Annotated in this window: 27 protein-coding genes; 8 read left to right on the forward strand and 19 right to left on the reverse strand. The window is 67.4% G+C overall.

Annotated features, from left to right (window positions below; translation table 11 throughout):
* Positions 1-37 precede the first annotated feature (37 nt).
* From DL519_RS48315 to DL519_RS02620, 12 genes are all read right to left on the reverse strand, one after another.
* Positions 38-169 (reverse strand): hypothetical protein, encoded by a 132-nt coding sequence (locus tag DL519_RS48315; protein ID WP_263399560.1) that lies wholly within the window; start codon positions 167-169, stop codon positions 38-40.
* Complete coding sequence (locus DL519_RS02570; protein ID WP_190812716.1) at positions 159-845, reverse strand: hypothetical protein; 687 nt, start codon at positions 843-845, stop codon at positions 159-161. Before DL519_RS02570 ends, DL519_RS48315 begins: the two co-directional genes overlap by 11 nt.
* Complete coding sequence (locus DL519_RS02575) at positions 842-1,492, reverse strand: DUF6084 family protein (RefSeq protein WP_223838371.1); 651 nt, start codon at positions 1,490-1,492, stop codon at positions 842-844. The genes DL519_RS02570 and DL519_RS02575 overlap by 4 nt, the downstream gene beginning before the upstream one ends.
* A gap of 265 nt (positions 1,493-1,757) precedes the next feature.
* Positions 1,758-1,961, reverse strand: a complete 204-nt coding sequence (locus tag DL519_RS02580) for a hypothetical protein (protein WP_190812717.1) — start codon at positions 1,959-1,961, stop codon at positions 1,758-1,760.
* Positions 1,962-1,970: 9 nt separating this feature from the next.
* Entirely contained in the window at positions 1,971-2,579 is a 609-nt protein-coding gene (locus DL519_RS02585; protein ID WP_223838372.1) for a DUF5947 family protein, read from the reverse strand.
* Positions 2,580-2,584: 5 nt separating this feature from the next.
* Complete coding sequence (locus DL519_RS02590; RefSeq protein ID WP_190812719.1) at positions 2,585-3,127, reverse strand: nitrogen fixation protein NifU; 543 nt, start codon at positions 3,125-3,127, stop codon at positions 2,585-2,587.
* Between the two features lie 2 nt (positions 3,128-3,129).
* A complete protein-coding gene (locus tag DL519_RS02595; RefSeq protein ID WP_190812720.1) occupies positions 3,130-4,899 on the reverse strand; it encodes a nickel-dependent hydrogenase large subunit in 1,770 nt (589 codons plus the stop codon).
* 22 nt (positions 4,900-4,921) lie between these two features.
* Positions 4,922-5,956 (reverse strand): NADH-quinone oxidoreductase subunit B family protein, encoded by a 1,035-nt coding sequence (locus DL519_RS02600; protein WP_190812721.1) that lies wholly within the window; start codon positions 5,954-5,956, stop codon positions 4,922-4,924.
* 128 nt (positions 5,957-6,084) lie between these two features.
* Complete coding sequence (locus DL519_RS02605; protein WP_190812722.1) at positions 6,085-6,573, reverse strand: hydrogenase maturation protease; 489 nt, start codon at positions 6,571-6,573, stop codon at positions 6,085-6,087.
* A complete protein-coding gene (locus DL519_RS02610) occupies positions 6,570-7,469 on the reverse strand; it encodes a hypothetical protein (RefSeq protein WP_223838373.1) in 900 nt (299 codons plus the stop codon). Before DL519_RS02610 ends, DL519_RS02605 begins: the two co-directional genes overlap by 4 nt.
* Positions 7,470-7,547: 78 nt before the next feature.
* Positions 7,548-7,808, reverse strand: coding sequence for a hypothetical protein (locus DL519_RS02615; RefSeq protein ID WP_397544922.1), 261 nt, complete (start codon positions 7,806-7,808; stop codon positions 7,548-7,550).
* Positions 7,809-7,979: 171 nt separating this feature from the next.
* On the reverse strand, positions 7,980-8,744 hold the full coding sequence (locus DL519_RS02620; RefSeq protein ID WP_190812723.1) for an AraC family transcriptional regulator: 765 nt from the start codon (positions 8,742-8,744) through the stop codon (positions 7,980-7,982).
* Positions 8,745-8,836: 92 nt separating this feature from the next.
* On the opposite strand from DL519_RS02620, the gene DL519_RS02625 reads away from it, so the two are divergent.
* The 5 genes from DL519_RS02625 (at position 8,837) to DL519_RS02645 (ending at position 12,184) form a co-directional block, all read left to right on the forward strand.
* Positions 8,837-9,646, forward strand: coding sequence for a sulfite exporter TauE/SafE family protein (locus tag DL519_RS02625; protein ID WP_190812724.1), 810 nt, complete (start codon positions 8,837-8,839; stop codon positions 9,644-9,646).
* 369 nt (positions 9,647-10,015) lie between these two features.
* Positions 10,016-10,819: an IS630 family transposase gene (locus DL519_RS02630; protein ID WP_223838374.1), complete on the forward strand. Its 804-nt coding sequence runs from the start codon at positions 10,016-10,018 to the stop codon at positions 10,817-10,819.
* 57 nt (positions 10,820-10,876) lie between these two features.
* The gene (locus DL519_RS02635; RefSeq protein ID WP_190812726.1) at positions 10,877-11,131 is read left to right on the forward strand and encodes a hypothetical protein; all 255 of its coding nucleotides are present in this window, start codon (positions 10,877-10,879) and stop codon (positions 11,129-11,131) included.
* Entirely contained in the window at positions 11,128-11,820 is a 693-nt protein-coding gene (locus tag DL519_RS02640) for an AHH domain-containing protein (protein WP_190812727.1), read from the forward strand. Before DL519_RS02635 ends, DL519_RS02640 begins: the two co-directional genes overlap by 4 nt.
* The gene (locus DL519_RS02645) at positions 11,807-12,184 is read left to right on the forward strand and encodes a hypothetical protein (protein WP_190812728.1); all 378 of its coding nucleotides are present in this window, start codon (positions 11,807-11,809) and stop codon (positions 12,182-12,184) included. Before DL519_RS02640 ends, DL519_RS02645 begins: the two co-directional genes overlap by 14 nt.
* 100 nt (positions 12,185-12,284) lie before the next feature.
* Here the strand turns inward: DL519_RS02645 and DL519_RS02650 are convergent, their stop codons facing one another.
* The gene (locus DL519_RS02650) at positions 12,285-13,256 is read right to left on the reverse strand and encodes a phage terminase small subunit (protein WP_190812729.1); all 972 of its coding nucleotides are present in this window, start codon (positions 13,254-13,256) and stop codon (positions 12,285-12,287) included.
* Between DL519_RS02650 and DL519_RS02655 the strand changes: the two genes are divergently transcribed.
* Complete coding sequence (locus tag DL519_RS02655) at positions 13,251-13,463, forward strand: hypothetical protein (protein WP_190812730.1); 213 nt, start codon at positions 13,251-13,253, stop codon at positions 13,461-13,463. The genes DL519_RS02650 and DL519_RS02655 overlap by 6 nt on opposite strands.
* Positions 13,464-13,717: 254 nt before the next feature.
* Here the strand turns inward: DL519_RS02655 and DL519_RS02660 are convergent, their stop codons facing one another.
* The 6 genes from DL519_RS02660 to DL519_RS02685 all read right to left on the reverse strand — a co-directional run bounded on the left by DL519_RS02660 (position 13,718) and on the right by DL519_RS02685 (position 17,731).
* Positions 13,718-13,957: a hypothetical protein gene (locus DL519_RS02660; RefSeq protein WP_190812731.1), complete on the reverse strand. Its 240-nt coding sequence runs from the start codon at positions 13,955-13,957 to the stop codon at positions 13,718-13,720.
* Positions 13,938-14,150: a hypothetical protein gene (locus DL519_RS02665; protein WP_190812732.1), complete on the reverse strand. Its 213-nt coding sequence runs from the start codon at positions 14,148-14,150 to the stop codon at positions 13,938-13,940. The genes DL519_RS02660 and DL519_RS02665 overlap by 20 nt, the downstream gene beginning before the upstream one ends.
* Before the next feature lie 189 nt (positions 14,151-14,339).
* Entirely contained in the window at positions 14,340-15,131 is a 792-nt protein-coding gene (locus DL519_RS02670) for a hypothetical protein (protein ID WP_223838375.1), read from the reverse strand.
* Positions 15,128-16,246 (reverse strand): tyrosine-type recombinase/integrase, encoded by a 1,119-nt coding sequence (locus DL519_RS02675; protein WP_190812734.1) that lies wholly within the window; start codon positions 16,244-16,246, stop codon positions 15,128-15,130. The genes DL519_RS02670 and DL519_RS02675 overlap by 4 nt, the downstream gene beginning before the upstream one ends.
* A 459-nt stretch (positions 16,247-16,705) precedes the next feature.
* Entirely contained in the window at positions 16,706-17,002 is a 297-nt protein-coding gene (locus DL519_RS02680; RefSeq protein WP_190812735.1) for a hypothetical protein, read from the reverse strand.
* Between the two features lie 6 nt (positions 17,003-17,008).
* Positions 17,009-17,731 carry an EndoU domain-containing protein gene (locus DL519_RS02685; RefSeq protein ID WP_190812736.1) on the reverse strand — a complete coding sequence of 241 codons (723 nt, stop codon included), beginning with the start codon at positions 17,729-17,731 and terminating at the stop codon, positions 17,009-17,011.
* An 837-nt stretch (positions 17,732-18,568) separates the two neighbouring features.
* On the opposite strand from DL519_RS02685, the gene DL519_RS02695 reads away from it, so the two are divergent.
* Together DL519_RS02695 and DL519_RS45450 are read left to right on the forward strand one after the other, a co-directional pair.
* The gene (locus DL519_RS02695) at positions 18,569-22,420 is read left to right on the forward strand and encodes a non-ribosomal peptide synthetase (protein WP_223838376.1); all 3,852 of its coding nucleotides are present in this window, start codon (positions 18,569-18,571) and stop codon (positions 22,418-22,420) included.
* Between the two features lie 182 nt (positions 22,421-22,602).
* A complete protein-coding gene (locus tag DL519_RS45450; protein WP_223838377.1) occupies positions 22,603-22,827 on the forward strand; it encodes a hypothetical protein in 225 nt (74 codons plus the stop codon).
* Positions 22,828-22,865 lie beyond the last annotated feature (38 nt).

A 22,865-nucleotide genomic window follows, 5' to 3' on the forward strand; every position in this document is an offset into this window, starting at 1 on the left:
CATGAGCGGCGCACAACTTGATCTGCTTGCCCTGCAATCACATTCGAGCAGCTTTCACGTACCTCGTGATCGCGGGCACCTGCAGCGCGAGAACCACCGCCGCGACCGCGGCCAGCACGCCGAGTGCCACGCGGACGGCCGTGCGCGGCACATGGATGTCATCCTTCATCGACGGTTCCTCCCTCGAAAGCTCGATCAGCCAATAGATCGTCCACAACGGACATGACTGCCTCGATGGCCAGTGCTCGCCCAGCCGGACCAGCGCCACCGGTTCCACCGCAGCCGACCGAGGCGATCCGCTCGCACCGGTGTGCCACGGCGGGCTGAAGCTGCGCACCCGAGTGGGCGAACCCCGGCAGATCTGCGATCTCGATCGAACGGACTTCGCCGGCAGCACCGGCGCACAGCAGAACCGCAGCGTCGCAATCCTCCAGCGAGCGAAGCAAATCCTGCCACCGGATCCCGAAGTTCGCGACGCGCACGCCTGGTGGAAGGTCCGACCTGCGCAGGTCTTCGGTGATCCGATGCGCTCGGCCTCCGCCGGAGCTGAAAATGTCGCCGACCCCCGCGACCAGGACCCGGCGCGCGCTTCCGCCGGGCAGCAGTTCGAGTTCTTCGGGGGAGAAGAAGAACCGGTGACCGAGCTGGCTCATCGGTCCGAGGTCCACCGCGGTGTCACCGAGCAGGGACACGATCACGTAGATCCGGCCGTCCGCACCGTGCTCGACGCCTTCGACCTCGGCGAGCCTGCCCGCGAGAGCGATGTCCACGATGTCGGCGCGACGTGTTGGCCGCAGGCGCACCCGCATTCCGCTGGTCGGCACCGAATCCGCGCCCGGGCTCACGAAACGTCCTGTTCGGTGCGCGCCAGCAGCGCGCTGATCGTCTCGTCCCACGTGCCGAGGGCCCGCGCACGCCGGTAGTCGTGCAGCCGCGAGAAGCTGTCCTCGGACATCCGCACCCATCGGGTTCCGCCGAGCGCCTCGTGCCACAGGCCCGCCGCCAAGTCGAAGGTCGTGTCCTGGGACCAGTCGATCTGCGCGGTCCGCAACCGCTCGTCCGGACCTAGGTGGAAGATCGTGCCGCTGAACAGGAAATCCAGCGGCACGGCGGCATCGCGCACCGCGTGGAAATACTTGGCGACCGCGAGTTCGACATCGTCGGTGCAGACGAGCTGCAACGGCACCACGACGTCGTCGTCGAAAGGTCCGACGACGGTGGTCAGGCGCGCCCAGGGCAGCGGGCGCATCGTGGTCGCCCACCGCTCGGGAACGCCGAAGAGCTCCACGAGCTCGTCCTGCTCCGCGGCGCGGTAGCGGCGGCGGGCCGCAGCGATGCGGATCGCCGTGGTGAGGTTGATGGACCGGACGGAGCCGCCCCCGACCCGGCGCACGTGGAGCTCGAAGCTCAGCGCGGGCACTGCGGCCATGCGCACCGGTTCCGCCCCGGTGACGGCGAAGGCCAGTTCCGGCATGGCGCTGGGTGCCGTCATCAAGACTCCGATCTCCGGAAACCCAGCCCTTTGGGGTGGGGAGAAGTCGATCTCGCGTTTACACGCTCACCACGATGCGTCCCATCTCCCCAGACCGGGACGTGAATGGTGCGAAGAACATAATGGCCGCCGGGCTGGCGGTATCGGCCTGTGGAGCTGGTGTAAGACCTCAACGGGAGTCCTCCCAGACGGGGCGGCTGGCTGTGAAGCAGGAACTTTCGGCCGCGAGGCCGAAGGGAATTCCGGTCCTTTAGGCAGGAATCGGTCAAGCGGGTGAGAGGTTTGGCATCGACGACAGGATGGGGTTGTGCCGCGCGGCTCCGATCCCGGTGGACCGGCGGGCCGTCGACGTCCCATCCGGGTGGTGTCCGGGCTGGCGTTGGTAGTGCCCGACCTGGTTGCCCTGCTCAACGCCCGGGACGTGCGCGGGAGTGTCGCGGTGCACTTGTGGTTTGCCGACCTTGATCACGTTTCCTCCTCAGGCTCTGCCCTGGTGCAGGTTCGCGAAGAACTCGGAGACCTGTCGCCAGACCTCGTCGCCGCCGCTGAAACCACGCCAATGCGTGCGCAGGAGCGCAACCAGCCGGTAGCACTCGTCCAGCGGCAGCAGCCACGCCACCGGCCCACTGCTGAGCCGATCGATCAGCAGCGCCTCGACGTCGCTTTCCAGCGTGGGCAGCTCGGGGTTCGCTTCGACCAACGACCGCCAGCTGCCCGGATCGACGGAGGCGCGCATGGTGCCGACCGGGTTGGGGTAGAACGCGGTGACGCGATCGCTTTCGGCGTTGTGCACGAAGAACGCCAACCCGACTGGGATGCCGAACTGGGCCCACGCCACGTCGTCGAGCACGAACTCGGGTAGCGGTCGCGGTCGTGAGCGGATGCGGCGGTAGTGCCCACCACCGGCGGCCTGGTGATCGAACAGCACGCTGCACGCAGGACAGCTGCACGACAGGGCGCGGGTGGCGGTGTTGAGCAGGTGGCTGTGCTGGTCGGGCAGCTGGTCGGAGCAGAGATCGCAGCGCTCGGCGGGCCCGGCCCTCGGCGCGGGCCTGCGGTGGGCGAGCTGCCGCAACGTCGAGGGCATCGTGCTCACCTCTCCCCGGCCAGTCGCCCGGTCGCGAACAGGTCCTCGACGGGAATGACGGTGGACGGCTGCGGCGCGGCGGCGTCGATCTCCACGCTTTCGAGTTCCGGTGCCGCCGCCATCACCGCCTCTTCTACGGAGGTGCGCATCCGCGCCGCCGTGGACTGGCAGCCGCGAACCGCCACGCGGATTCGGGCAACGCCGTCCTGCACGTCGAGCAGATCGAGGGAACCGGGTTCGAAAGCGTCCTCCACCTCGGCCAGCGCGGTGCCGATCCGGTCCTCGATGCCGACCGGATGCAGGTCGTGCACCAGCAGCAGGTGCGAGACCAGTTCGTCGCGGGCGACGTCGGCGAGGACTTCGGGGTGCCCGGCCTGCTCGATGTGCCGCAGCAACCGCGCCAGGCATTCCCCGTACAGACCGACGACTGCCTGCACGGCCTCGATCGCATGCGTGCCCGCGACCGGTTCCACCCCGGACCCCAGGTCGGAGAGCAACGTCTCGGCGCGCACGATCTCGTCGCGGACCTGCTCGGCGTCCCAAGGCATGGTCAGGAGCCCGCGCCGAACATCGGCGAGTGCGTTCGTTCGAGCACCCGCCCGCCACCCAGGTACATGTGCACACCGCAAGGCAGGCACGGGTCGAAGCTGCGCACGGTCCGCATGATGTCGATGCCCTTGAAGTCGTCGCGCCCGTTCTCCTCGAAGATCGGTTGGCCCTGCACGGCGTCCTCGTACGGGCCGGGTGTGCCGTAGCTGTCGCGCGGGCTCGCGTTCCACGGCGTCGGCGGGTACGGGTGGTAGTTCGCGATCTTGCCGTCCCGGATCACCAAGTGGTGCGACAGCACACCGCGGACCGCTTCGTGGAAGCCGACGCCGATCGCCTCGTCGGGCACGTTGAAGTCCTCGAACACCTTGGTGTTGCCGGACCGCACTTCGGCCAGCGCGCGGTCCAGGAAGTACTGCGCCATCCCGGCGGCGTAGGCCACGAAGTACATCCGCGCCCGGTTGCGCTCCAACGTGTTGGGGAACTGCGGCGGGCGCCATTCCAGCTGCATGTCCGGAAGCGACTGCCCCTTGGCCAGGTCGATTTGCACGCTGTGCCCCGTGGAGCGCACGTAAGGAGTGTTGACACGCCCGGCGAGCGCGGTGGCCCACAGCCGCGCGATCGGACCGCCGCCGGTGTCCAGTGCGAGGTGGTCGCCGGAGCGCTCGTCGAACCAGCGCGGACTCATCACCCAGCTGTACTTCCCGCCGTCGAGATCGCGTTTCTGCGGCTGGGGGACCGTCGTCTGGTTCCAGGGGTGGCGCTGGTCGACCGGGTTCCCCAGCGGGTCCCGGTCCACGAACGTCTGTTCGTTCGCCCAGTCCTCGTAGTAGGAGCTGCCCAGCAGGATGCGCATGCCCAGGTTGATATCGACCAGATCGGTGGTCAGCAGTTCGTTGTCGACCACGATCCCCGGGGTCACGAACATCGCGCGTCCCCACTCGCTCATGTTCCGGTAGTCATAGTCGACGACTTCGGGATCCTGGAAGCACCCCCAACAGCCCAGCAAGGTGCGGCGCCGGCCGACCTCCTCGTAGCCGGGCAGGGCTTCGTAGAAGAAGTCGAACACGTCGTCGTTCATCGCGACCGCGCGCTTGATGAAGTCCAGCACCCGCACCAGCCGCACCTGGTAGTCGGTGAACAGCTGCGGGGTGGCGACCGTGCCGACCCCACCCGGGTAAAGCGTCGACGGGTGCACGTGCCGCCCTTCCATCAGGCAGCACATCTCGCGCGTCACGCGCGACATCTCCAGCGCGGCCTTGTAGGTCTCGCCTTCGAAGGGGTTGAACGACCGCATGATGTCGGCGATTGTGCGGTGGCCGTGGACGTTCCCGCGCGGCGCATCGGTCTGCTCGGCCCGCTTGAGCAGCGACGGGTTGGTCTCCGACACCATCTTCTCGCAGTAGTCGACGAAGACCATGTTGTCCTGGAAGATCGTGTGGTCGAACATGAACTCCGCCGCCTCGCCGAGGTTGATGATCCACTCGCCCAGCGGTGGGGTCTTGACGCCGTAGGCCATGTTCTGCGCGTAGATCGAGCACACCGCGTGGTTGTCCCCGCAGATCCCGCAGATCCGGCTGGTGATGAAGTGGGCGTCGCGCGGGTCCTTGCCCTTCATGAACACGCTGTACCCGCGGAACAGCGATGAGGTGCTGCGGCACTCGACGACCTCGCTGTTGTCGAAGTCCACTTTGGTGTAGATGCCGAGATTGCCGATGATCCGGGTGATCGGATCGAACTCCACCTCGACGAGGTTCCGCTGTTGCGCGCTCATGCCGCTGCTACCTCCACCTCTGCTACCGCGGCTGGAAGCCGCTGGTCAGTTCGGCCCGGTTGTGCCGCCACTTCGGTTCTCGGTTCGCACTGTGGTTGGTGATGCTCCGCAAGGTCCGGACCAGCGGCCCGTACGCCCGCAGCAGGCCAGACGAGAAGCTGCCGCCGGGCGGCTCGTCCATGAACGGCATGAACTTGTCCGGGAATCCCGGCATCGTGCAGCCGATGCAGATCCCGCCCACGTTGGGGCAGCCGCCGATGCCGTCCATCCAGCCTCGCTTGGTGACGTTGCAGTTGACCACCGGTCCCCAGCAGCCGATCTTCACCTGGCACTTCGGCGAGTTGTAGTCGCGCGCGAAGTCGGCTTGCTCGTAGTAGCCGGCGCGGTCGCAGCCCTCGTGGACGGTCTTGCCGAACAGCCACGTCGGACGCAGTTGCTCGTCCAGCGGGATGGTCGGCGCCAGCCCGGCGGCCTGGTGCAGCAACCACAGCAAGGTCTCCATGAAGTTGTCCGGTTGCACCGGGCAGCCGGGCACGTTGACGATCGGCAGCCCGCCGGCGGAGCGGAAGTCCGCCCCGAGGTAGTCGGCCAGGCCCATGCACCCAGTCGGATTGCCGGCCATGGCGTGGATGCCGCCGTAGGTCGCGCAGGTGCCCGCCGCCAGCACCGCCCACGCCTTGGGCGCGAGCCGGTCGAGCCACTCGTTGACGGTTCTCGGTTCGCCGGTTTCGGGATCGTTGCCCATGGACGTCCAGTAGCCGTCGCCGTTGATCCGCTCGTTGGGGATAGAACCCTCCACGACCAGGATGAACGGGCCAAGCTCGTCGCGGTCGGCCTGGTGGAACGCGGCCATGAAGTCCGCGCCGGTCTCGTAGGCCAGCACCTTGTTGTGCAGGTGCACCTTCGGTATTCCCGGGACCGCGCCCAGCACCACGTCCTCGATGCTGGGCAGCGTCGCGTTGGTCACCGACACGGTGTCGCCATCGCAGCTCATGCCCTCCGAGGTCCACAGGATGTGGACCTCGTCTATGTTCGACGGCGTCGACGCAGCACTCATATGCCACTCCGGATCTCCGGTTCCCGCCAACCACTTCGCAACGTCGGCTCCCCCTGACGGCCGACCGTGGCGGCGAGGCCCGCCGCCACCGTAAGTCCATGTGCCCGGCGCAGCACCAGGATCATGCGCTACCCGGTGGTTCGGGTTCCGGCGTCGATCGCGTCGGCGACCAGGTTCCGCACGGTTCTCTCGGCTGATCCGACGGATTCGGCCACCCGTTCGGTGAGCCCCCACCGGCACGAGCAGTCCGCGGGTTCGCACCCGACGACCAGGACGCGGCCCAGCGGCACGCCGAAGCCCTTGCAGCAGGCGAGGACCGCGTCCGGGTTCATGCCGTGGCTGTCCACGCCGGCGGCGGGCTCGATCGCCGCCAGGTCCGGTTCGATGACCGAGACGGTTCCGGGTTCCTCGCCGCGCGCCACCGCGTCGACGAGGATCAGCAGGTCGTACCCGTCCATGAGTTCGTACGCCAGGTGCATGCCGCGGATTCCGAAGTCCGCGACCCGAGCGCCCTCCGGTGGTTCGCAGGCCAGCCGGTCGGCGACCGCGACGCCGAAACCGTCGTCGCCGAGGAACACGTTTCCCACCCCTGCGATCAGGATCCGCGGTCCCGTCATCGATGGCCGTCCGGGTAGCGCATGGTGCCGTGCAACCGGGAGAGCTGCTCCGCGGAGAGCCGCTCCGCGCGGTCGATGATCTCCGCGGCCTTGGGATCGGTTTCCCGGGCCTCGCGCTTCTCGTCATCGGTGAGCGTCATCGTGCGCAGCATGAGGATTTCGTCGATCTCCGTGGCATCGAACAGATCTCCCGGGCTCTGCGGAGCGATCGCCGGGTAGTCGTAGAGGATGATCGGCGCGGACAACACCACGTCTCGTCGCCCCTGCTCCCCGACGAGCACCGGCCAGGTGTGCTCGTTGCGGCACGCTTGCGCGGCCTCGCGAACGCCTTCGGGTGGATCCAGCAGCGAGATGAAATGCCCGCCGCGCACCGCAAGCACGGTGTGCGCCGAAACCAGCGAGCTCCGCAGCATGCCTTCGCGCGTCGCGTGCGAACGGGGGTTCCGCTGCGTCTGGTTCTCGACCACGACCGCCAGGCGCTGCAAACCTCCCCCGATCGAAGTCGTGCGGATGCCGATCGTCCCACGCAGGGGCAGCCAGCGTTCGCGCTCGTTCTCGCCGCCCGGCAGTTCGAACGGGATATCCGCTGCAACGTCGTGTCGATCGAGTTTGACCGTCGCAACGATCTCGCGCAGGCCGCCTTCGTCCCAATCGGGTTCAGCCTTGCGAGTGCGCAATTGCAGGCAGCGCACCAGCACTTCGAGTTCCGCGCCCGGCTGCGCGACGAGCAAGCACTCCGTGCGGGCGAACGAGGGTTCGGATTCCTCGCCGTGCGGTGCCAGCACGCCGAACTGCCAGCGCATCCGGTTCTTCAACGCCGAAGCCCGGTACGGGTACAGCAGATATCCTTCGAACAGAACGGCGTCGGCCACCGCGCGTGCGTCGTCTAGGCTCACTGGTCCACTCCGTCGGTCGGGAATTCGGAACTGGACCGGAGTGTCAACCGAGATGGGCGGCGAAGCACCTCCGGAGCACTACGACCGCGTCATGCGTCCCGTCGTCCAGCGCCTGCCGAACTCGCCGTCGATCCGGCGCCACAGCCCGTCGGGGTTACCGTCGGCGATCGCTTCCGGCAGCAGGGCGGCGGGGACGTCCTGGTAAGCCACCGGGCGCAGGAACCGCTCGATCGCGTGCGTGCCCACCGAGGTGGTGCGGGAGTCCGAGGTCGCCGGGATCGGTCCACCGTGGACCATCGCGTGCCCGACCTCGACACCCGTCGGCCACCCGTCGAACAAGATCCGCCCCGCCTTCAGCGCCAGGACCGCCAGCAGCTGCGCCGCCTCTGCGTAGTCACCGCCGGTGGCGTGCCCGCGAGATCGCCCCGGCGCTGCTCGGTGAAGATCCCAGCGACATCGCCAAGATCTGGGACAAGCTCGTCTGGGCGGGGTGCGCCGAGCGCCAACGGATCAGCGCGGCTGGAATGAGCTCGGGGTAGTTCCGCTCTGCTTGCGGAACATGACGGAGAAGCCGGCCGGGGTGTCGTACGCGAGCGCCGCCGCGACCTGGGTGACGGTCCTTCCGGCGGAGAGCAGCCGGATGGCGTGGAGGACGCAAGCGCGCTGTCGCCATTGCTGGAAGCTGAGCCCGGTTTCGGCGCGGAACACCCTGTTGAATGTCCGCGCGCTGATGCCCAGGTCGGCAGCCCATTCGGCCGGTGCCTCCCGGATGTTCGGCGCGGCCTGGAACGCCTCGCAGAGGTTCCGGAGATCTGCTCGGGCGGGCAGGGGCAGGTCGAACGGAAGCGGCGCCAGGTTCCGGATTTCGTGGAGGATCAGCTCCAGCAGCGCACCGTCGCGGCCGTGCCTGTCGTATTCGGGCGGCACGTCCACCGCGGCGAGCAGGAGTTCACGCAGCAGCGGTGAGACGTCCACGACCCGACAGCGCGGCGGGAACCACGGCACGGCGGACGGTTCGAGGTAGAGGCTGCGAGTGCTGACGTCGTCCATCAGCACTTGGTGGTCCGTGCCCGGCGGGATCAGCACTGCTCGGCGGGGCGGGACCGTCCAGCTGCCGTCGGCCGTCTCGACTTGCATGGTCCCGGTCGCCCCGTAGAGGAGCTGCGCGCGGCGGTGCCGGTGGAACGCCAGCAGGTGCCGGGGCGGGTAGTCGGTCCCGATCGCTAGGACGGCGCGGTCGATCCAGTCCACCTCGTCCACCGGCACGTTCCGCATCGCACCACGCTAACCCAACCTTTGGCGCGAACTCGAATGAAAGTGGCGTGGCATCGATAGTGCGCCATCCAGTGGGGGCCTACCGTGGCCGTGTGCTCGTCTCCTTCCTCGTGCTGCTCGGATTCGGCTGCCTGACCGGCGTGACCACGGTCCTGTTCGGATTCGGCGGCGGCTTCATCATCGTCCCGGTCGTGTTCGCGGTCGTCGCCGCCACGACCGGTGCCGACGCGATGCACACCGCCGTGGCGACCTCGACCGCGGTGATGATCGTCAACGCGTCATCCGCGACCATCGCCCAGGCCCGGTCCGGTCGCCTGCACGGGGATCAACTCCACCCGCTGATCGAATTCATCGCCCTCGGCGCGGTGATCGGAGCGGTAGCCGCGAACTGGGCACCCGACTCCGTCTTGCACGTCCTGTTCATCGTCTACCTCGCGATCACCATCGTCGACAGCATCGCCCGAAGTGGATTCCTCGACAACGCCCGGCGCCAGGGTTCGGGCGGGAAACCGCTCGGCAGGGTCGCCTCGACCCTCGGTGGGATGGGGATCGGTGCGGTCGCCAGTTTCCTCGGCGTCGGCGGGAGCGTCATGACGGTGCCGCTGCTCCGGCGCAGGGGGCTCCCCATGGCCGATGCCGCCGCGATGGCGAACCCGCTCAGCATCCCCGTAGCGGTCGCGGGAACCGCCGTGTACGCCCTCGCCACGCCGGCCGCCGCCTACCCCGGTCAGCTCGGCCACGTCAACTTCGTCGTCGCGGCGGCCCTGCTCTGCGGCTCCCTGCCGACGATCGCGCTCACCAAACGAGTCGTCGGGAAGATCCCCGACCGCATCCACGCGATCGCCTACCTCGTCCTCCTAGTGATCGTCCTCATCGCGATGATCGCGACTGCGCTCCGCTGAACAGCGACCGAGCGCGAGGTACGGAGTGCCCGTTGGGGCCGCAGTTCCAATTGAAACCGGAGGACAGCGTGACCAGTCCACTTCGGACTCGGAATGGGCCTCGTGCTCGTCGGACAGCCCGACAGTGCGGGGGCTGAGCTCCGAGTGACGAGCCTTGGGGAACTTGCCCAGCTCCTTGGGTGCGCGTTCCTGCCGCCTTCTGCCAAGCAAGTTGGCGAAAGGTGCCCTTTTCCTACGTGGCTTGGCGCTGACCTGGGAAAACGCTGGTCACGGGTGGTGTGACCGGCGTTTTGGTCATGCATAGTCTATACGCTGCTGATCTGCTGTTATTGATCGGGAACTTAAGGGTGTGATCTTCGTTGGTCTGGCATGATCGCTGGTGTGCGGGATGCGCGGAGGTTATCGCCTGAGGCGCAGGAGGATCTGCGGCGTAGGGTGGTCGCGGCTGTCCATGGTGGGATGACGCAGGTCGAGGCGGCGCGGGTGTTCGCGGTAGCGCCGCAGTCGGTGTCCAGATGGGTGCAGGTGTGGCGGAAACAGGGTTCGAAGGGTCTTGACGGGCGTCGGCGGGGTCGCAGGCCTGGTGAGCAGAAAGCGTTGAGTGCCCGCCGGCAGCGCAAGCTGCGGTATGCGGTGGCCGAGCACACCCCGGCCACGTTCGGGCTGGCTGGGGTGGTGTGGACCCGCAAGGCGGTGGCCGAGTTGATCCGGGTGCGGCACGGCGTCGTGTTGAGTTTGCGCACCGTCGGCAACTATCTGCGTTCCTGGGGATTGTCGCCGCAGAAACCGATCCGCAGGGCCTACGAGCAGGACCCCGAGGCCGTGCGCCGATGGCTGGAGGAGGACTATCCGGCCATCGCCGCCCGCGCCCGCCGCGAGGGCGCGGTGATCTTGTGGCTGGACCAGACCGGGATCCGCTCGGATGCCGCAGTGGGCCGGACCTGGGCACCGGTCGGCCAATCACCGGTGGTGGGCAAGACCGGCAAACGGTTCAGCGTGAACGCCATGTGCGCGATCGGTAACAAGGGCGAGCTGTACTTCACCGTCTACACCGGCTCGTTCAACGCCAGCGTGTTCGTGCCGTTCCTGGACCGGCTGACCCGTCACCTGGATCGTAAGGTCCACCTGATCGTCGACGGTCATCCTGTCCACCTGCCGGTCAGGGAGTGCTGATACCGCCCGCCGTACTCCCTGACCGGTTCCCTAACCAATTCGACGAAGTGAGTTCGTGTGTCCATTGCGGAACAAGCAGGGCAGTTGCAGGCATTGTCCGAACAGGTCCCGGTGAATGCCGCGCAGGAATTAAAGGGACAACTCGAAGGAATTCAGCAGCAGGTGGCCGGAATTCTCGGCGACACCGCCACAGCTCAAGAGCTGCACGGGCAGATCGGCGCTGTGTCGAATGAGATCAACCAGCTTGCGGCCGGTCTTGAGCAACTCCGTTTGATGATCGTCGAGAAGGCCCCCTACCACCAGCAAGGATGAGCGGTGAGACGGTCGGCGACCGGGCGGAGCAACTTCGGTCCGCCGCCAAGTCCGTACCTCTTGGGGCAGCGAATCAGCTCTGCGACGAGCTCGAAGCGGTTCGGGATCAGGTCGCCGAAATCACCGGTCCGGATTCCGACATCATCGGGCAGACACAGCACCTGATTACGGCGGGAACCGACATCGTTCGTGGGTTGGTCCTGCTCCGGAAGAAGATCGAGGAAGCGGCGCAACACCAACAGGGCGGCGGAGGTGCGAGCGGTACGGACGGCGGGAGCGCTGCGCCGCCCGCCGCACCAGCACCAACACCAGCCAAACGGGAGCAACCGACTCAGAAGACGGTCGCCGAAGAGGAGGGAGGAACACGGTCGTTCCCTTCGTTCACTGCGGCGAAACGAGCGCTCGGCCCGAAACCGGGACACGAATTGCACCACATCGTGGAGCAATCGCAGTCCAAGGAAAACCGCAGCGGGTTTTCCACGGAACGGATCAACACCACCGACAACATGATCTGGTTGCCCGTCCCGGTGCACCGTAGGATCAGCGCCCGGTACTCGCGGAAGCTCCGGGACAGCGACATGACTCTCAGGGACGCCATGAACGGCATGAGTTGGGAAGAGCAGTACAGAAGGGGCCTGCGGGCGGTGCGGCGGGCGTTCAAGGAGGTTCAAGACGATGACCAGCGATGAAGCGCTGACGCAGGCGCAGGAGGACTTCTGCGCCCACGTCCGCGCAGGAGAGGCGGCGCTGAAGGGGGACGAGCCGAGCGTCGCCGAAGCGGACCGGCACACCGACGCCACCAATGCCCAGGTCGCGGAGTGGGACAAGCAGGGGATCACGGCCGCTGTCCTCCTGCCGCTACTCGCGCAGGACCAGGCGCCGGCGATCCGGTGCGCCGCCGCGACTTACCTCCTGAACCGGGGGCACGAGACCGAAGCGCTCCCGGCGCTCGAAGCGCTCGCGGACGATGACGAGATCGGGCTCGTCGCTGACGACGCCGACATGGCGATCGTGCAGTGGCGACGCAAACAAGCCGACCAGACCAAGCAGTAGAGCAGTCAGAGCCGAACCGCCCCGGTGCAGCGACGTCGGGGCGGTTCGGTATGTACGGACGGCTGGTGCGCCCCGTCGCGAAACCCCGGCAAAGTTGACGTCACAGCTTGCCGAGTAGGTTACGCGGGTCGTCGTCCGGGTCGACCGGAGTCAACGTCCGGGCACGCCGACAGCGACCACGATCCTGCGCCTCGTCGGCACGTTCCAGCTCCCAGCGCAACCGCTGACGGTCCAATGCGGACAGTCCGAAGCGTTGTCCCTGAAGGCGGATCTCTGCGGCAAGAGCGATCTTGTCCCGCACCCAGTCGACCCGCCAATACGAGTCGACCAGGTCCGCGAGCATGAATAGCCCGTGGCGATCGCTGTCGTCGTACTGCGCGGCCATTGGAGACGCCCACAGGTCCAGCCAGAACTGTACCGTGCGCGCATCCCACGGGAGATCCCGCTTCGGGAGCTCCGGCGTGGTCACGTCGTGCTCACGCGGCAGTGTCGCCCACTGCTTGACCGAACGCGGTCCCTTCTTCTGCGGCCCGTTTCGGGACGGGAGTGGACCCGGCATCGGCAACTCCTTTCGGATCATGGAACCTTCGCACGGATCAATCAGCAGAACCGGCGCGGGAGGCTGACCAGGGGAAACGGGGTCAGTGCCCACGCCTTCGCCTCTAGATTCCCGCTTCTTGGCCGTGAGATCGACGGAGACGGCCGTTCCCGCGTCTCTGATGGTGCCGGGCGCGCCGTCCGGGTTGAACGCCTGAGCGTCACGTGCCGCTCCGGCGCTGAGCTTCTGCCCGGCGAACGGGTTGCTGACGGCGTTCTTGACCGCGCCGACGTGGGTGTCCCGCTTGACCTTGGTCGGCCCGTCGGCGAGGTCGAGCCGGTATCCGGCGCGTAGCCACGCGGCGAACCGGCCGAGCGGGTCGTCTGGGCGTTCGGTGGGGAGGTCGGCGACCTGGTCGAGGTCGAGCACATCCACGAACCACAGATGCTGGTTTCCCCTTGTGCCCCACCCGAGGTCCGGAAGCTTGCCGACGGTGGTCGCGATGGTTTCGAGTTCACCGCTGGCGGCGTGCACGGCACGCCAGGACTCCTCACACCCGGCGGCGAGTGCTTGTGCGGGCTCGCTGATGCCCCCGAGCTGGTCGACGGCGGTCGCCAGGCGGGCGGCGGTAGTGGTGAACCGCTCGTCGAGCTGGCGATGGATCTCGTCGAGGTTGGCTCGGAACGCGCCAAGGGTGCGGGCGGCGATCCGGTCGGAGACGCCGAGCGCACGCGGCCGTAGACGGTTTGGTCGACTTCGCGGAACGCGGTGTCGTGCACGCGTCCGGCGAGCTGGTCGGGTCGGATGGTCCCGCCGTGGACTTCGGCGAGAAGCGCGTCCACATCGGAGGGTGACTTCACGGGGACGGTGCCGAGTGCGTCATTCATGGCGAGCGCGTCACCGAGCCCGTCGAGCCGGTCGAGGTTGATCTCGGCGTTTCGGAAGGCTCGGACGAGTAGGTCGGCGGTCATTTCGCGTTCGTTGGGGAACATGGGTCAGTTCTCCTTGATCTGTCGGCGGATCTGGTCGAGTACGTCGCCGAACTGTTGGGCTTCGGAGCGGGGATCTCCGTCGTCGGGTGGTCGCGGCTCCGAATCGTCGAGGAGTCCGTTTCGGTGAAGCGTGCCAAGGAGCGACTCGGCGAACGCTTCGGATGCGGGGTCACGGTTGCGGCGGCGGTTGGCGTCGCGGCGTTCACGGACGAGCCGGTCGAGCTCACGACGGTCGATCTGCATCGCGGCTCCTGGCTTCGTCGAGGGCGGCGCGGATGTCGTCGGCGGCCTGGCGGCGCTGGTGTTGCTCGTCGGTCGGTTCGGGCTCGCCGTCGAAGCGGCGGCGGAGCTCGGCGGCGAGGTCTGGTTTCGTTCCGACGGCGTCGGCGATCATCCGGCCGAATTCGGTCTCGGGCGTCTCTTGTGGATCGGTCATCGGCGATACCTCCTTGGTACTGGTCGCCATCCGCGTTCGGTGTCGCGGGCGCTGGCAGGTACAAGCCGTGTGGGCCATCCAGCGCGGCTGGTGTGGACAGACGGCCGAGAAACGGCCGGCGGTGATCTGGTGTCTGTTGTGGACTGACGGCTTTCCGTTGTCATCGGGATACACCTCCTGTGTGGACGGTTAGGCGGCGTGGCGATCGGGGGCATGGTCGGCGCACAGTCGCTTGCTGCCGGAGATAGCCGACGGGGTCGCACCGTACTGATCACAGCCGGGATCTTCGGTTACGGAACGCAACCGGACTGATGACGCTTGCGGACTCGCGGAGGGGACAAGGTGACAAGATGACGAAGATGACGCCTCTAAGGCGGAACGTGTCACCTTGTCATCTTCACAGTTCACAGCGTTTTCTCGGTTGTCATCTTGAATCCGGGTGTCATCTTGCTCGGCGGTGGGCGAGTATGACCACAACCACGCTGTGTCACCTTTGCGGGTGGTAACGCCTGCTTTGGCGCGGGCGCGTTGGATTATGTGTCGACGGAACCCGTCGCGTTCGGCTGCCTTGAGTACCTCGCCCGCTTCGGCTTCGCCGCCCCGGTTCCCGGCGGTGAGGTAGGCGCGGAGCCACTCGACCGCCTCGGACTTCTCCGAGCGTTCCTCTGAGGTTTCCGGGGCGTGGTTGAGTAGTTCGCCGATGGTCTGCGTGGTGTCGCCAAGCGGGACGAATCGGCCGACGTCGGTCGGGCCTTCCGGAGTGTCCACAACGGCCGGTTCGATCCGGTAGAGGATGCTGGTCAACCCCTGCGGGGCGATGTTGGTTTTGATCAGCGACAGCACGCACGTTCCGTCGTCGGCATCGGTGTCGTGAGCGAATCCGATTGCCGAACGCACGACCTGTCCGAATTCGGCGGACCCGGAGATCATGTGCAGCGGGTCGGCGCCTCCGGCCTTGCGGAAAGGCGGGCGCTTGCTCAAGGCGCCCGCCTCTTCCGCAACGCCGGCGGCGTAGGCGGCTCGTCAATGGTGTCCGTCCACTTGGCCAGATCCTCAGCGCGGACCCGCTGAATGTAGTTCCGGGTCGTCTTCGGGTTGGCGTGCCCGGCCAACGCCTGCAAGTGCTGAAGCGGCGCGCCCGCGTCGGACAGCGTCGTCAGCAGCGTCCGCCGCATGTCATGCCACACGGCGTCAGGAACGCCCGCCACCACCCGCGCCCGGTCGAACGCGTTCCGCATGTTCCGGATGCCGACCGGCTCGCCGTCGGCGTCGGCGAACACCCACACCTGCCCGTCGCGGACGTTGTTACGGAAGTGGTGATCCAGTGCCGCCGTCAGCCGCAGCGTCAACGGGAGCTCGATCCCGGCCCGGTGGCCCTTCGCGTGCTCGCGCCACACGCCGTCAGGATCGAACGAGCCGACCAACCGGATCTGTCGGCGGACGAGGTTCACGTCCTGCACCCGCAGCCCGGCAACCTCGGAGATCCGTAGTCCCGTGTCACGAGAGACCAGGATCGCCACCCACAACCGGTACGGCATGGCGCACGTCAGCAGCCCGATCGTGTCGTCTTCGAGTAGTTCCCGCTGGCGGTGCACCTCGGTCGGCAACGGGATCTGCCAGTCCACGGAGCGGACCGACGTGTACCCCTCCCGACCCGCCTGGTCCACGATGTGGCCAAGCACGGTCACCCGCGCCTCACAGGTCGAGTGCTTCAACCCGGCCCGGTTGCACGCGGCGACCATCCCCCGAACCGCTTGCTCGTCGATCTGATCGACACGGATGCGGTCGCCGAAGTGCTTCACCACCTGACGAGCAACCGAGTGGTACGTCTTGCGGGTCGACGGGCGCACGTGCGGAAGCGCGTCGATCGCCTCGTGCGCGTACTCCGCGAGCGTCGGCGCGCCGGAGACCGGCGAGACGTCCGGGTCGCCGCTGTAGATGCGAACGAGCTCCCGCACCGCCTTACGGGCGGCGGCGAGCGCTTCGTCTTCGCCGGGGAACGATCCGGCGCGTTCCTTGCGGCCCGTGATCGGGTGCCGGTACCGGCCGGAGTAGTTGCCGGAGGGAAGTTCCTCGGCCCACACCTGCTTACTCATCGCTGAACCTCTCTCGTAAGGTTCAGCGCCATGCACGACCAGAGGGGCACGCTAGCCCGCGTGGGACGGCCGCGTCGAGCACGGAAGACGATCTCATGGGGCAATCCGTGGGGCACGTCCCACGTATCACCGGCATCCGTGCAGGTCACGACCGGTCCCAACGCGGACCTGCGAAAAGCGCCCTTCACTTCAAAGCGCGCCGCCGTTTGCTGTGCAAACGCTTTCTGTGCTGGTCACAGGGGGTCTGTAGGCCCTGCTTAGGCTAGCGCTCGGCCGGTGGTTGATCGGTATCTATTTGTGCTGGTAAGGGCTTTGCCCCTGCGTTTATGCTACCCGGCTGCTACACGCAAGATCACAAACATTGCGGCTCTGATCAGCGAGAACCCCCGGCGCGGGGCGCGCGCCGGGGGTTCAGCAGCGGAGGGTATCGAAGCGGACGCCGACACTGGTCGATCAGCGTCAGTCAGTTCCGGGGGTGACCGTGAGCGTGGCCAGTATCTCGTCGCGCTTGTTGATGTAGTCGTAGCCCTCGACAGGGACTGGATACATGGCGAGCAAGTCGGCCAAAGCGTCCCGCTCATCCTGAGTAACTGGGACGTTCCGTTTGACCAGTACCGCGCACATGATGTCCACCATCTCGTTCCACTCGCCGCCCTTGCCGGATTCCCGGCACATTCTCAGTTGATCGGGCGGAAAGCGATCCGCCAGCCGTTCGAGTAGCGACTGTGAGTCTCGGCTCAGCTTAACCAGGTCCATTGTTCGTTATCGCCTTTTTGGCTCAGTTGGAATGGGATTGCCGTGCACGTCGTTCTGGATGACTCCCTCGCCCCCAACAGGATGCGCGGTACGTACCTGCCCAGACTTGTCCACAACCACTCTGATGTCCACGCCGTCTCTAGTGCCTTCAACTCGCCAGCGACCGTTCTCCTGAAGTTCAGGCGGGCGATCCGGATTTTTTGCCACGTCCTCAATCGAGTTGATGATTTGGTCATCGTCCCAAGCCTTGGGGAATTCCATCTTGTTCGGCAGGCCCGTACCTGCGACATGCCCCCCACCACCGAGGCCGTCGCCGTCAAGGATGTAGTTTCGGCGCGGTTCCGCGCTGACGTCTGCCAGGTTCGGCTTCTCGCCCGCGACGTTGTCCCAGGCAGGGCATGGAACGGATGATCGCGTTCTGTCAGGTCGGGCGGTCGGCCCTCGCGGCGGGGTACTTGGTGTTGGGCTCGTCGCAACGCGGGGCTGGTATTGCTTGATCTGTTCGGTACAGCGGTGCAGGACCTGTTGGGCGTGGGTGAGCTGGTCGCCGCTTTTTTTGTGGTACGCAAGGGCTTGTTGCGCCTCGTCGTCGTTGGTGCTGTCGAGCACCGAGAGATCGATGACGCTCTCCTCCAGGGCGGCCTGCGCCGTGCTGAGCTGTTCTGTTGCTTCGGCGAGCTTGCCCAGCACGAAGCTCAGTGCCTTGTCTACGTCCTCTACGGCAGACATGGACGTGATCGTGCCCGAGACCCCCGATGCCGACGCGCTCCTTTACGCCCAGACGCGCGTTTCGTTGCGGAGTTCCTTGTTTCGTAGCGCTTCGTCGAGGTCGATGTTCCGTCGGTTGGCGATCGCGCACACGTAGATCAGGATGTCCGCCAGTTCTTCGTCGACGGTCCCGGTGATCGACGTGTGGTCGATCGGGAGGTTTTCCGTGTTTCGGATGGCCTTGAACAGCTCGCGATGCGGGCTGCTGGGTCAGCCCAGCCTGAGCGCATCGGTGATCGCCCCGGCGGGTACCGCGATGGCCTTTCGCTGCTGCGATGTCGTGCGCCCTCATGCAAATGTCGCAGCCGATTCGTCGGTGGGCGATTCGGGCTCGGGCATCGCGGGCCTCCTTCATATGCACAGGTCACGTGTGGGGCGGCGGGTAGGGGTGCTTCTGGCGTTCGGCTTTCGCTTCGGCCCGCTTGGTGAGGTACTGGCCGGTCGCCTCGCGGACCTTGCCCCGCACGACCGGGGGGTTGGCGGTGTTCGAGCGCGCGTAACTGCTGGGCGAGCGTGCCGCTGCCGGGCGGCTGGGGCATCAGATCACGCCGCGCCAGCCCGCGAGGCGTGCACCCACCGCTGATCGCCCGGATAGGCGCCGGCCTCGCAGAGCTACCCGGCACTGCATCCGGGCCGAACAGCGCGCGCATCCCGCCTCGTGCCACCAGGCTGTCCGCCGCCGTTGAGCGTGCCGATATGGAGCGGGGTGCGCGCTCACACCGTGATCGATTCGATTACCCCCTGACGCGCGGGCCGTTGCTCTGTGTGAGCTTGCTGTTCTCGTGATACGCAGCGTGCATGTCTACGGATATCGGCTGCGAAACGTTGCCGCTGACGGCTGCCCAGACGGGTGTGTGGTTCGCCCAGGAGTTCGATCCGGCCAACCCGATCTACCGGGCCGCGGAGGCGCTGGAGATCGACGGCCCGGTGGATGCCGCGCTGCTCGAGGTCGCATTGCGCCAGGCCATTGACGAGGCGGGAGCACTGCGGGCCCGATTCGGTGACGACGGCCACGGGCGGATTTGGCAGGCGATCGAACCGTTGCCGGACTGGAAGCTGCCGGTGGTCGATCTGCGCGGGGCTGCCGATCCAGTTGCGGCGGCCGAGGAGTGGATGTGGGCCGATCTGGGCAGGCCGGCGGATCTCCGCCGCTCGCCGCTGTTCTCGTTCGCCTTGCTGCGGACGGGGCAGCAGCGGTTCACCGTCTACCTCGGACTGCACCACATCATCTTGGACGGCTTCGGCCTCTCGCTGTTCATCCAGCGGGTCGCGGAACTCTACACGGCGGCCGAGGAGAGGCGTCCCGCTCCGCCGTGCCCGTTCGGCTCCCTGTCGCAGATCCTGACCGATGAGGCCGAATACGAGGCATCTGAGCGCTTCGCCCGCGATCAGCAGTACTGGACGGAACAACTGGCCGACTGGCCTGCGTCGCGCGGGTCGCAGCGACCGTCGTCGATCGTGCCGCACACCTTCCTCCGCGAGACCGGTTACGTGACCCCGGCGGACACCGAAGCCCTGCGGGCGCTGGCGCGGCAGGCGCGCACGAGCCTGCCATCGGTCGCGATGTCCGCGCTGGCGCTGTACGTGCATCGGTTGGCGGGAAACGACGAGGTCACGCTGGACATGACGGTGAACGGCCGGGCGGGCAGCGTCGCGCGCGGCGTGCCGTCGATGGTGGCCAACGTGCTGCCGCTGCGCACCCGGATGACGCCGTCGACCACCGTGGCGGAGCTGGTGCGCACCACCGCGAACAGCGCAAAGAACCTGCTGCGCCACCAGCGCTACTCCTCGACGCGCCTGGTGCGCGATCTGAGGATCGCCCATCACCGCGGCGGATACCTCGGCGACTGGGGCATCAACGTCATGACCCACGACGTCCAGCTCCGGTTCGGCCGCCACCCCGCAGTGCTGCGCAACCTCTCGAACGGCCCGGTGACCGGCCTCGGCGTCAACGTCTACGACAGGCCCGCCGATGGATCACTGCGGATCGACTTCAACTCGGATCCGGCCAAGTACGACGCGGCGACCACGGCGGCGCACCACCGCCGTTTCCTCGCGCTGTTGCACGCACTGGCGACCGCAGACCCCGAGCAGCAGGTGGGCACGATCGACATGCTGTCCGCGGATGAGCGCGAACTGGTTCTGAACACGTGGAACGACACCGGGCGGGAGACGCCGGCCACGACGTTGCCGGAACTGTTCGAGGCCCGAGTTCGCGCGGCGCCCGATGCCACCGCGCTGGTCTGCGGCTCGACGACGTTGTCCGCCGCCGAACTCAACACCCGAGCCAATCGCCTGGCGCACCTGTTGATCGCACGTGGCGCCGGTCCGGAAACGCGCATCGCGCTGGCGTTGCCGCGCACTGCCGACTACATCGTCGCGGTGCTGGCGGTGCTCAAGGCCGGCGCGGTGTGCGTGCCGCTCGACGCGAGCCATCCACCCGCCCGCATCGAGGCGCTGCTCTCGGACACCCGGCCGCTCCACGTGCTCACCACCGCGACGACCAGCGCGACTCTTCCGGTCGAGCAGCCGCTCCTGGTGCTCGACGACGTCGGCATCGACCGGCATCCCGGCACCGATCCGACCGGCACCCACCGGCCGGACCACGCGGCGTACGTCAGCTTCACCTCCGGCTCGACGGGCAGGCCGAAGGGAGTGGTCGTCGAGCACCGCCACCTTGCCAACCTTTTCCACGACCACCAGCGCGAGCTGATCGCGCCGGCCGGGCGGCGACTGCGTGCGGCGTTGACCGCGTCATTCTCGTTCGACACCGCATGGGAGGGCCTGCTGTTCCTGGCCGCGGGGCAGGAGGTCCACCTCGTCGAGGACGCGGTGCGGCTCGCCCCGGCCGCACTCGTGCGCTACTTCTCCCGGCACCGGATCGACTTCGCCGACCTCACCCCGTCCTTCCTCCGGCTTCTGCTGGCCGAGGGCCTGCTGTCCGGGCCGGAGAAGTTCCCGTGGCTGCTGATGGTCGGCGGCGAAGCGGTCGATCCCGCGCTGTGGTCGACGCTGCGCGACTGCCCCGGTGTCGAGGCCTGGAACTACTACGGGCCAACGGAGTCCACAGTGGATGCTGTGTACTGCCGGATCGAGGGCGATCGGCCAGTCATCGGCCGTCCGGGGCACAATGTCCGGGCCTACGTCCTCGACCGGGCGATGCGACCCCAGCCGCCGCTCGTGCCCGGCGAGCTGTACCTGGCCGGCGAACAGGTCGCCCGCGAGTACCTCGGCCAGGAGACGCTGACCGCGCAGAGCTTCCTGCCCGATCCATTCGGGCCGCCCGGCGCGCGCATGTACCGCACCGGCGACGTGGCCCGGTGGACGGAGAACGGCGTGCTGGAGTACCTCGGCCGCACCGACGAGCAGGTCAAGATCCGCGGCGTCCGCATCGAGCCGCGCGAGATCGAGGCGGTGCTAACCGCGCATCCACGAGCCGCCGAGGCAGTGGTGACGACGACAACGTCCGCCGAGCCCGAGCTGATCGCTTACGTGGTTCCGGGTCCAGGGCCGGTCGACACAGCGGAACTCCGGTCGTGGACGGCGAAACGACTGCCCACTTCGATGGTGCCCGCATCATTCGTCCTGCTCGACGAGCTGCCCCTGACGGTGCACGGCAAGCTCGACCACTCGGCCTTGCCGGCCGCCGAAAATCGCGCCGGTCGTGCCGCCCGCACACCTCGCGAAGAGCAGCTGTGCGCCCTGTTCGCCGAGGTGCTCGGCGTTGGCGAAGTCACCATCGACGACGATTTCTTCGAGCTGGGCGGGCAATCGTTGCTCGCTGCCGAACTCGTCACCCGCCTCCGCGCTGACCTGGGTGCCGAGGTGCCCCTCGGCGTCGTCTATGAGGCTCCGACCGTGGCCGACCTGGTGCGCGTGCTGGAGCGGGAAACGTCGTCGAACGCCTTCGAGGCTCTGCTTCCGCTGCGTGCCAGCGGTTCTCGACCGCCGCTGTTCTGCGTGCATCCGGTGGGCGGCCTGAGCTGGTGCTACGCCGGCCTGCCGCGCCACCTGCCCGAGGACGTGCCGGTCTACGGCCTGCAGTCCAGCGGATTGACCGGGAACGGCGAACTGCCCTCGTCGTTCCGCGAGATGATCGACGGCTACGTGCGCCAGATCCGCTCGGTGCAACAGGCCGGGCCCTACCATCTGCTGGGCTGGTCGCTCGGCGGCGCATTGGCGCACGCGATCGCCACCCGCTTGCAGGCCGACGGCGAGCGCGTGGCGTTGCTCGCCCTGCTCGATGCCAGGCCGGTCGACCCGCAGGCACAGCGAGCCGCGCCCAAGCGCGAGGACGTCCGGTCGATGTTGCTTCAGGCTGCGGGCCCGCCGGCTGAAGCCGAGGTGCACCCTGCGTTGGGGGAGAAGCACCTCGCGGCGCTCACCACGGTTCTCATCAACGCCGCCGGGCTGCTGCCGACCTACACCGAGTCCACCTTCGACGGGGATCTGCTGTACTTCCGCGCGACGCAGGCCGACCACGTCTCCGATGGTGGCGAGTGGCGGTCGCGGATCACGGGTGAGGTGATCTCCCACGACATCGCGTGCACCCACCACACCATCACGCAGGCGGAACCGATGGCCGTCATCGGCAGGCTGATCGCAGACCACCTGCAATGGCAGCCGGCGGCCGCTGCCACGTCGCGGTAACGGCCGCGAAGTCAGTCGTAGGAGCCCGCAGATCCATCACCGGCCTCCCATCGAGGTAGACGGCGAGCGCGGCGAGGCTGCTCAGCCCTCGTCCGCCGCGATTTGCTTGCTGCGAGCGGGTGACGCCCTCGAAGCCGTTGGCCCAGTAGCGACCGCGCAGGGACAGATCGAGGAGCATGCCGGTGGCTTCCTCGGGCGACAGCTTCGGCGGGTCGTCCTCCAGCCACCAGCGCATCACCGCGATCTGCTCGCCCACCCAGGCACGGACGGGCTTGCCGGTGAAGCCCACCGAGGAGGTCGGGACCAGCGGTAGCAGCCGCGCCGCGGTCTGGGTCCTGTTCGCGGATGCCGCGCACGTCGAGGTGGCGCGCAAGATCGTGGAAGCGCCGGGCTTTCGTGCGACGTGATCGACTACGACGACCTTTCGGCCAGCGGGTTTTCGCAG

The organism is Saccharopolyspora pogona (assembly GCF_014697215.1).
Classification (GTDB): Bacteria; Actinomycetota; Actinomycetes; order Mycobacteriales; family Pseudonocardiaceae; genus Saccharopolyspora; species Saccharopolyspora hattusasensis.